The sequence below is a fragment of the Roseateles sp. genome, from assembly GCF_019237615.1.
Lineage (GTDB): Bacteria > Pseudomonadota > Gammaproteobacteria > Burkholderiales > Burkholderiaceae_C > Pelomonas.
Window position 1 is genome coordinate 24,149 of the sequence record NZ_JAFAGT010000030.1, and the last position, 8,571, is coordinate 32,719.

At 69.7% G+C, this 8,571-nt stretch carries 9 protein-coding genes; 5 read left to right on the forward strand and 4 right to left on the reverse strand.

The window, feature by feature from the left end; all coding sequences use genetic code 11:
- Nucleotides 1-59: 59 nt before the first annotated feature.
- From JOY88_RS05430 to put2H, 3 genes are read right to left on the reverse strand one after another with little or no spacing between them, the layout of a single operon-like run.
- Nucleotides 60-884, reverse strand: coding sequence for a sulfurtransferase (locus JOY88_RS05430; protein ID WP_293501025.1), 825 nt, complete (start codon nucleotides 882-884; stop codon nucleotides 60-62).
- The gene (locus tag JOY88_RS05435; protein ID WP_293501027.1) at nucleotides 881-1,783 is read right to left on the reverse strand and encodes a DMT family transporter; all 903 of its coding nucleotides are present in this window, start codon (nucleotides 1,781-1,783) and stop codon (nucleotides 881-883) included. Before JOY88_RS05435 ends, JOY88_RS05430 begins: the two co-directional genes overlap by 4 nt.
- The gene (put2H, locus tag JOY88_RS05440; protein WP_293501028.1) at nucleotides 1,783-2,895 is read right to left on the reverse strand and encodes a putrescine 2-hydroxylase Put2H; all 1,113 of its coding nucleotides are present in this window, start codon (nucleotides 2,893-2,895) and stop codon (nucleotides 1,783-1,785) included. Before put2H ends, JOY88_RS05435 begins: the two co-directional genes overlap by 1 nt.
- Before the next feature lie 234 nt (nucleotides 2,896-3,129).
- Between put2H and xseB the strand changes: the two genes are divergently transcribed.
- Genes xseB through dxs form a run of 3 tightly spaced genes read left to right on the forward strand, consistent with a single transcriptional unit; the run spans nucleotide 3,130 to nucleotide 6,194 of the window.
- Nucleotides 3,130-3,387 carry an exodeoxyribonuclease VII small subunit gene (xseB, locus tag JOY88_RS05445; protein WP_293501029.1) on the forward strand — a complete coding sequence of 86 codons (258 nt, stop codon included), beginning with the start codon at nucleotides 3,130-3,132 and terminating at the stop codon, nucleotides 3,385-3,387.
- The gene (locus JOY88_RS05450) at nucleotides 3,384-4,271 is read left to right on the forward strand and encodes a polyprenyl synthetase family protein (protein WP_293501030.1); all 888 of its coding nucleotides are present in this window, start codon (nucleotides 3,384-3,386) and stop codon (nucleotides 4,269-4,271) included. Before xseB ends, JOY88_RS05450 begins: the two co-directional genes overlap by 4 nt.
- Nucleotides 4,272-4,298: 27 nt before the next feature.
- The gene (dxs, locus tag JOY88_RS05455; RefSeq protein ID WP_293501031.1) at nucleotides 4,299-6,194 is read left to right on the forward strand and encodes a 1-deoxy-D-xylulose-5-phosphate synthase; all 1,896 of its coding nucleotides are present in this window, start codon (nucleotides 4,299-4,301) and stop codon (nucleotides 6,192-6,194) included.
- Here the strand turns inward: dxs and JOY88_RS05460 are convergent.
- The gene (locus JOY88_RS05460; RefSeq protein WP_293501032.1) at nucleotides 6,142-7,050 is read right to left on the reverse strand and encodes a LysR family transcriptional regulator; all 909 of its coding nucleotides are present in this window, start codon (nucleotides 7,048-7,050) and stop codon (nucleotides 6,142-6,144) included. The genes dxs and JOY88_RS05460 overlap by 53 nt on opposite strands.
- Before the next feature lie 70 nt (nucleotides 7,051-7,120).
- On the opposite strand from JOY88_RS05460, the gene lysA reads away from it, so the two are divergent.
- Nucleotides 7,121-8,356 carry a diaminopimelate decarboxylase gene (lysA, locus tag JOY88_RS05465; protein WP_293501033.1) on the forward strand — a complete coding sequence of 412 codons (1,236 nt, stop codon included), beginning with the start codon at nucleotides 7,121-7,123 and terminating at the stop codon, nucleotides 8,354-8,356.
- Nucleotides 8,357-8,397: 41 nt separating this feature from the next.
- Nucleotides 8,398-8,571: Gfo/Idh/MocA family oxidoreductase (locus tag JOY88_RS05470; RefSeq protein ID WP_293501034.1), on the forward strand; the 174-nt coding region annotated here is incomplete at its 3' end.

Here is an 8,571-nt window from a genome sequence, read left to right on the forward strand (position 1 = left end):
GGAGAACCACAGTTTGGCGCATCAGGCACCGGAATGCTTGTCGGAAATCAAGCCGTTGTTCATCCCTTGGCGATCGGGCGGGCCGGATCGGACGACCATTCGCTCCAGGAACCCGGGTAGAGCAGGCCGTCGCCCAGGCCGGCATGGGCCATGGCCAGCAGGTTGTGGCAGGCCGTCACGCCCGAGCCGCACTGGTGCACGACGGCGGCGGCGGCATGCGGCGCGAGCAGGGGCTGGAACTCGGCACGCAGCTGGGCCGCCGGCTTGAAGCGGCCGTCGGCGCCCAGGTTGTCCTTGAAGAAGCGGTTGCTCGCGCCGGGGATGTGGCCGGCGGCCTTGTCCAGCGGCTCGACCTCGCCGCGGAAGCGCTCGGCGGCGCGGGCGTCGATGAGGCGGACCTTGCCGAGCTGGTTCAGCAGCTCGGCGGCGGCGATCTGGCCGACCAGAGGCTGACCGGGCTGCCAGTCGGTGGCGGTTGCCGTGGGGACCTCGGTCGACATGTCGCCATCCCAGGCGCCGTCCAGCACGGCGACCTCGGCATGTCCCAGCCAGCGCAGCATCCACCACAGGTGGGCGGCATAGGGGCTGCCCTGGCGGTCGTAGACCACGACCTGGCGGCCGGCGGCGAGGCCCAGCCGGCGCAAGAGCGCAGCGAGATCGGTGCGCTCGGGCAGCGGGTGGCGACCGCGGAAGGCGCCGTCGGGGCCGGTCTTGGCGCCGCAGAGGTCGCGGTCCAGGTGCAGATAGAAGGCACCGGGGATGTGGCCGGCCGCATAGGCGCGCTCGCCGGCGTCGGTGTCGGCGAGATCGAAGCCGCAGTCGACGATCAGCGGGTCGTTCAGGGCGCGCAGCTCGGCGGGGGAGATCAGCGTCGTATAGGTCATGACTCGGCGGGGTTGAACTGGCTGTCCTTGGCCGGCGGGGCGACCTGGCTGCGCAGCAGCGTGGCCGCCAGGCCGGCGCCGATGATGAGCAGCATGCCAAGGCCGGCCTGCCAGGTCAGCGGATCCTTGAACAGCAGCATGCCGTAGATGAAGGAGAACACGATGCCCAGATATTGCAGGCAGGCGTTCACCAGGGGCTTGCCGACGGAGTAGGCCCGCGTCAGGCAGACCTGGGCGGCGGTGGCCAGCACGCCCACGGCCAGCAGCAGGGCGGCGCCCCACGGCGTGTGGGGCTGCAGGCCGCCCTGGGTCGCGCCGGTGATGAGGGCGCCGGCCACGCAGCCGCCGACCGAGAAGTAGAAGACGACGCGCAGCTCGGGCTCGCCTGCCCGGCCCAGGGCAGTGACCTGCAGATAGGCCATCGCGGCGATCATGCCCGACAGCAGGCCGGCCAGGCCGTACCAGAGCTGCTGCTGGTCCAGCGTGGGTCGCAGGATCAGCGCGACACCGACGAAGCCGAGCAGCACCGAGGCCATCAGCCGCCAGTCCAGGCGCTGGGCGCCCATCAGCACGGCACCGCCCAGCAGGAACAGGGCCATCCAGACCGAGGACATGTAGTTCAGCGTCATCGCCGTGGCCAGCGGCAGATGGCTGATGGCGTAGAACCACAGGCACAGCGAGGTGACGCCGGAGACGCTGCGCCACAGGTGCATGCCGGGCAGGCGGGTCTTGAGGCTCAGCCCCTGGCGGTGCGACAGCAGGGCCATCATCACGGCGCCGACCAGGCCGCGGTACATGACGATCTCGCTGGCCGCGTAGAACTCGCTGGCCAGCTTGACGCAGACGCCCATGGTGGCGAACAGCAGCGTCGCCGCGACCATGAGCGCCGAGGCCGGCATCAGCCGATGCGACCCATCTGCTGCCGGAACCATTCGTGGAAGTGCTGCATGCCGTCTTCCATGGGGCTCTGGTAGGGACCAGCCTCGTCGTCGCCGCGCATCAGCAAGGCCTTGCGGCCGGCGTCCATGCGCTCGGCGATCTCGTCATCCTCGACGCAGGTCTCCATGTAGGCGGCCTGGTGGGCATCCACGAAGTCGCGCTCGAAGGCGGCGATCTCCTCGGGATAGTAGAACTCGACGAGGTTGAGCGTCTTCTGCGGCCCCTGCGGGTGCAGCGTGGACACCACCAGCACATGCGGGTACCACTCGACCATGATGTGCGGGTAGTAGGTCAACCAGATCGCGCCGGCTTGTGGCGGGCGGCCCTCGCGGTACTTCAGCAGTTGGTCGTGCCAGCGCTGGTAGACCGGCGAGCCGGGCCGCGTCAGCGCCTCATGCACGCCCACGGTCTGCACCGAGTGGTGCTTGCCGAACTCCCAGGCCAGGTCGTCGCAGGTGACGAAGCCGCTCAGGCCGGGATGGAAGGGGCCGACGTGGTAGTCCTCCAGATAGACCTCGATGAAGGTCTTCCAGTTGTAGTTGCATTCATGGACCTGGACCTTGTCGAGCACGAAGCCGCCGAAGTCCAGCTGAGCGCGCGGCCCCAGCCGGCTCAACTCGGCCGCGACGTCGTGCCCGTTGTCCTCGAACAGCAGGCCGTTCCATTCCTGGAGCTTGTAGCGGTTCAGGTCCAGGCAGGGGTCCTGGCTGAAATGCGGTGCGCCGATCAGCTCGCCCTGATGTGAATATGTCCATCGGTGCAGCGGGCAGACGATGTTGGCCTGGGTGTTGCCGCGCCCGCGCAGCATGACCGCCTGGCGGTGCCGGCAGACGTTGGAGATCAGCTCGATGCCCTGGGCGGACCGGATCAGCGTCCGGCCCTCGCCCTCCTGCGGCAGGGCGTAGTGGTCCCCGATTTCGGGGACGGCCAGTGCATGGCCGACATAGCGGGGCCCTCGCTGAAAGATGCTGGCCTGTTCGCGGTGGAACAGATCGGTATCGAAGTAGGCGCTCACCGGGAGCTGGGTCTGGCTGCGTTGTAGCGCCGAGACGGGGAGGCTCAGGTCGGACATGATCCAGGCGGGTCTTTCAGGCGAGAGTAGGGGTGCTGCGTCCCTCCGGCGCATCTCGGGGCTGCCGAGTCGGCCAGGTTGCTAGGTGTGGAAAGGGAGCCCGGGCAGCGCGCGTGCGCGCTCGAGCGAGAGGTGCGGGATTCTACGCATGCCTGTGTCGCGCTGCCGACGGTTACCTCTTGTCCGCCAGTCTCGTGAAACCCGCTGACTACAATTGCCGTTTCGCGTTTTGAAATGACAAAGACTTCGTCCCGCACCAAGGCTGCCGATCCCGACGGCAACGAACTCAGCTACGAGCAGGCGCTCGACGAGCTGGAGCGGCTGGTGGCGGCGATGGAGGGTCAGCAGCTGCCGCTGGACCAGCTCCTGCACAGCTACAAGCGCGGTGCCGAACTGCTGGCGCTGTGCCGTGGCCGCCTGCTGGCGGTGGAGCAGCAGGTCAAGCTGCTGGACGGCGCCGAACTGAAGGCCTGGGAGGGCCCGGAATCTTGAATGCACAGGACTTTGAGCGCTGGGCGCAGGCGTCGCTGAGCGCCTTCGAGGCGTCGCTGGACGATCTGGTGCCGGCCGGCGCGCCCGCCGGGCTGGGCGAGGCGATGCGTTATGCCGTGCTGGGCGGCGGCAAGCGACTGCGTCCCCTGCTGGTGCTGGCCAGCTGCGCGGCCGTCGGCGGCGACGGTTTCGCGGCGATGCGGGCGGCCTGCGCCGTCGAGCTCATCCATGCCTATTCGCTGGTGCACGACGACATGCCCTGCATGGACGACGATGTCCTGCGTCGCGGCAAGCCGACCACGCATGTCGCCTTCGGCGAGGCCCAGGCCATGCTGGCCGGCGACGCGATGCAGGCGCTGGCCTTCGAGGTGCTGACCCCGGACGAGGGCATCGCCCCCGCGCTGCAGGCGCGGCTGTGCTCGCTGCTGGCCCGCTCGGCCGGCCATGACGGCATGGCCGGCGGCCAGGCCATCGACCTGGCCAGCATCGGCAAGCCGCTGGACGAATGCACGCTGCGCGACATGCACCGCCGCAAGACCGGCGTGCTCCTGCAGGCCAGCGTCATGATGGGCGCGGCCTGCGGGCCGGCGTCGGCGCAGGCGACCAAGTCGCTGTCCGGCTACGGCGCGGCGCTGGGCCTGGCCTTCCAGGTCGTTGACGACATCCTCGATGTGACCCAGGATTCCACCGTGCTGGGCAAGACGGCCGGCAAGGACCAGGATGCCAACAAGCCGACCTATGTCAGCGTGCTGGGCCTGGAGGCCGCGCGGGCGCTGGCCCAGGCGCTGCGGGCCGAGGCCAAGGCGGCGCTGGCCGCCAGCGGCCTGGCCGACGTCAGTCATCTGAGCCTGCTGGCCGACTCGGTCGTCGAGCGGGACAGCTGAGATCCACCCGGAACCCAGGTCTTAGCCATGGACTACACCCTGCTGAACAGCATCGCCAGCCCGGCCGACCTGCGCCGCCTGCCGCGCACGGAACTGAGGAAGCTCGCCGACGAGGTGCGCGCCTATGTGCTGGAGAGCGTCTCCAAGACCGGCGGCCATCTGGGGTCCAACCTCGGCACGGTCGAGCTGACCGTCGCGCTGCACTATGTGTTCAACACCCCGGAAGACCGGCTGGTGTGGGACGTGGGTCACCAGACCTACCCGCACAAGGTGCTGACCGGTCGCCGCGAGCGCATGTCGGGCCTGCGCCAGCTGGGCGGCATCAGCGGCTTCCCGCGTCGCGACGAGAGCGAGTACGACACCTTCGGCACCGGCCATTCGTCCACCAGCATCTCCGCCGCCCATGGCATGGCCATGGCGGCCAAGCTCAAGGGTGAGAACCGCAAGGCCGTGGCCATCATTGGCGACGGCTCGATGACGGCCGGCATGGCCTTCGAGGCGCTGAACAATGCCGGCGTGGCCCATGGCGGCCTGCTGGGCGACGTGCTCGTCATCCTGAACGACAACGACATGTCGATCAGCCCGCCGGTCGGTGCGCTGAACAAGTACCTGGCCCGGCTGATGAGCGGCAGCTTCTACGCCGCCGCGCGTGAGGGCGCCAAGAGCGTGCTGAAGAACACGCCGCTCTACGAGTTCGCTCGCAAGTTCGAGGAGCACACCAAGGGCATGGTCGTGCCCGGCACCATCTTCGAGGAGTTCGGCTTCAACTACGTCGGCCCCATCGACGGACACGACCTGGACTCGCTGATCCCGACGCTGGAGAACCTGCGCGACAAGAAGGGCCCTCAGTTCCTGCACATCGTCACGAAGAAGGGCGCCGGCTACAAGTTGGCCGAGGCCGATCCGGTCAAGTACCACGCAGCCTCCGGCAAGTTCGACCCGGCCGTGGGCTTCGTGAAGCCCGCCACGCCGCCCAAGACGACGTTCACGCAGGTCTTCGGTGACTGGCTGTGCGACATGGCCGAGGCCGACCCGCGCCTGGTGGGCATCACGCCGGCGATGCGCGAAGGCTCGGGCATGGTGGAGTTCCACAAGCGCTACCCGCAGCGCTACCACGACGTGGGCATCGCCGAGCAGCATTCGGTGACCTTCGCCGCCGGCCTGGCCTGCGAGGGCATCAAGCCCGTCGTCGCGATCTACTCGACCTTCCTGCAGCGCGCCTACGACCAGATGGTGCACGACGTGGCCATCCAGAACCTGCCGGTGCTGTTCGCGCTGGACCGTGCCGGCCTCGTCGGTGCGGACGGCGCCACGCACGCCGGCAACTACGACATCGCCTACACGCGCTGCATCCCCAACATGGCCGTGCTGACGCCGGCCGACGAGAACGAATGCCGCCAGGCGCTGTACACCGGCTTCCTGCACGACGGCCCGGTCACGGTGCGCTACCCGCGCGGTGCCGGCGTGGGCGTCGTGCCGGTCAAGGCCATGACCGCCCAGCCGTGGGGCAAGGGCGAAGTGCGCCGCCAGGGCAAGCGCATCGCCATCCTGGCCTTCGGCACGCTGCTGTACCCGGCGCTGGAGGTGGCGGAGCGGCTGGACGCGACGGTCGCCAACATGCGTTTCGTGAAGCCGCTGGATGCGGGCCTGGTTGCCGAGCTGGCGCGCACGCATGACGCGATCGTCACCGTCGAGGACGGCTGCGTGATGGGCGGCGCTGGCAGCGCCGTCACCGAGGCGCTGAACGCCGCGGGCATCGCCATCCCCGTGCTGCAGCTGGGGCTGCCCGACGAGTTCGTCGAGCATGGCGACCCGGCCAAGCTGATGAGCCTGTGCGGCCTGGACGCGGCCGGCATCGAGGCCAGCATCGTCAAGCGTTTCGGGGCGAAGCCGCAGGTGGTGCGTTCGACCGCAGCGCGTTGAGCAGGGCATCGACCAGCGGCTGCGCGGGCCGATGCAAGGGAATCAGGGCACTGACCCGGTAGGCAATAGACACCGCCAACGGCCGAACCACCAGACCCGGGCCGGCGCAGGCCGCTGCGGTCAGCGGGTTGACGATGGCCACGCCCAGTCCGGCCCGGACCAGTTCGCAGACCGCGACCGCGCTGTGCGTCTGCACGCGCAGTCGCCGCGCGATGCCGGCGGCGCCGAAGCGGGCATCGATCTCGCGCCGGTAGGAATCGTCCGCGGCCAGGCTGATGAAGTCCTGGTCGGCGAAATCCTGCAGCGCCATGCGCTGGCATGACGCCAGCGCATGGCCGGCCGGCAGCACGGCGACCTCGTCGGCTTCCAGCACCGGCTCGATGCGCACGCCGGGCAGCGGCGTCGCCTGTTCGGCCAGGCCCAGGTCGAAGCGCTGCTCGCTCATCCAGGCATCGAGCAGCGGCGGCTCGGCGGGCGTGATGTCCACGCGCGCGCCGGGATGCTCGCCCAGCAGCGTGGCGAGCGCACCCGGCAGCAGCGCGTGGCTGAGCGCCGGCAGGCTCAGCACGGTCAGCTCGGCGTCCTCGTCGCGCCCCAGCGCCTCGGCTCGCTCGATGACGCGGGCCAGGCCCTGGAAGCTGCGCTCCACCTCGTCGAACAGCACCCGTGCCCGCGCGGTGGCCTTGAGCCGGCCGCGCTCGCGCTCGAACAGGGCGTAGCCCAGCAACTGTTCCAGCCGCGCCAGGTCTCGCGACAGCGTGGGCTGCGAGGTGTGCAGCAGCGCGGCTGCCCCGGTGACGCTGCCGGCTGTCATGACGGCGCGGAAGACCTCGATGTGGCGGTGCTGGATTTCCATATCAGATTTGAATTGTCGCCGGACAAATTTCAATTTGATTGGATGGGTCGGGCCGGGCATGCTGCATGCCATGACCAAGCCCCTGCCCGCCGCACTGACCCCCGCCCGCCTGCAAGCCCTGGCCGCCGAGCACGGCACGCCGCTGTGGGTCTACGACGCTGCCACCATCCGCGAGCGCGCCGCCTCGCTGAAGCGCTTCGACGTCGTGCGCTTCGCGCAGAAGGCCTGCTCCAACATCCACGTCCTGAAGCTGCTGCGCGAGGCGGGCGTCAAGGTGGACTCGGTGTCGCGCGGCGAGATCCTGCGCGCCCTGGCGGCGGGCTACGCAGCCGGGGGCGACGAGATCGTCTTCACGGCCGACCTGCTGGACCATGCGACGCTGGCCACCGTCGTCGAGCACCGCATCCCCGTCAACGCCGGCTCCATCGACATGCTGGAGCAGTTGGGCCAGGCCTCGCCGGGCCATCCGGTCTGGCTGCGCATCAACCCCGGCTTCGGCCATGGCCACAGCCACAAGACCAATACCGGCGGCGAGCACAGCAAGCACGGCATCTGGCACGCCGACCTGGGCGCGGCGCTGGCCGCCATCCGCCGCCACGGCCTGCACCTGGAAGGGCTGCACATGCACATCGGCTCCGGCGTGGACTACGGCCATCTGGCCCAGGTGGGCCAGGCCATGGTGGGCCTGGTGCGCGAGACGGTCGCGGCCGGCCATGACTTGCAGGCGATCTCGGCCGGTGGCGGCCTGTCCATCCCCTACCGTGACGGCGATGCACGCATCGACGTGGACCATTACTTCGGCCTCTGGGACGCTGCGCGCCGCGAGGCCGAGGCGCTGGTGGGCCACGCGCTCAAGCTGGAGCTGGAGCCCGGCCGCTACCTGGTCGCCGAGAGCGCCGTGCTGCTGGCCGAGGTGAGGGCGGTCAAGAGCGCGGGCGTGAATCGCTTCGTGCTGGTGGATGCCGGTTTCAACGAGCTGATGCGGCCAGCCATGTATGGCGCCTTCCACGCGATGACGTTGATCGGCGCCGGCGGCCCCGTGCAGTCCAGCGTCGTGGCCGGCCCGCTGTGCGAGTCGGGCGACGTGTTCACGCAAGGTCCCGGCGGCGAGGTGCTGACGCGCGAGCTGCCGCCCGCCGCGGTGGGCGACCTGCTGGTCATCCACGACGCCGGTGCCTACGGTGCCTCCATGTCCAGCAACTACAACAGCCGGCCGCTGGCCGCCGAGGTGCTGGTGGACGGCGACGCGAGCCGGCTGATCCGCCGCCGCCAGACGGTGGAAGAGCTGCTCGCGCTGGAGGCCTGAGCTCGCGGGACAATGCGGGCCTTACGTCGCCCGTATTGCCCATGTCGTCCAATCGCCCCCCCGTCACGGGCCGCCAGGTCCGCTTCGCACTCATCGGCTGCGGCCGCATCGCGCAGAACCACATCCAGGCCGTGGAGCGGCACGCCGATCGGGCCATGCTGGCGGCGGTGTGCGACACCGAGCCGGCGGCGCTGGCGGCGGCCGTCGCCAGGACC

Excerpts from the sequence above, each read along its gene's own strand:
- lysA (WP_293501033.1), top strand. The coding sequence starts at position 7,121 with ATGACCAAGCCCCTGCCCGCCGCACTGACCCCCGCCCGCCTGCAAGCC.
- put2H (WP_293501028.1), bottom strand. The coding sequence starts at position 2,895 with ATGTCCGACCTGAGCCTCCCCGTCTCGGCGCTACAACGCAGCCAGACC.
- xseB (WP_293501029.1), top strand. The coding sequence starts at position 3,130 with ATGACAAAGACTTCGTCCCGCACCAAGGCTGCCGATCCCGACGGCAAC.
- dxs (WP_293501031.1), top strand. The coding sequence starts at position 4,299 with ATGGACTACACCCTGCTGAACAGCATCGCCAGCCCGGCCGACCTGCGC.
- JOY88_RS05460 (WP_293501032.1), bottom strand. The coding sequence starts at position 7,050 with ATGGAAATCCAGCACCGCCACATCGAGGTCTTCCGCGCCGTCATGACA.
- JOY88_RS05435 (WP_293501027.1), bottom strand. The coding sequence starts at position 1,783 with ATGCCGGCCTCGGCGCTCATGGTCGCGGCGACGCTGCTGTTCGCCACC.
- JOY88_RS05430 (WP_293501025.1), bottom strand. The coding sequence starts at position 884 with ATGACCTATACGACGCTGATCTCCCCCGCCGAGCTGCGCGCCCTGAAC.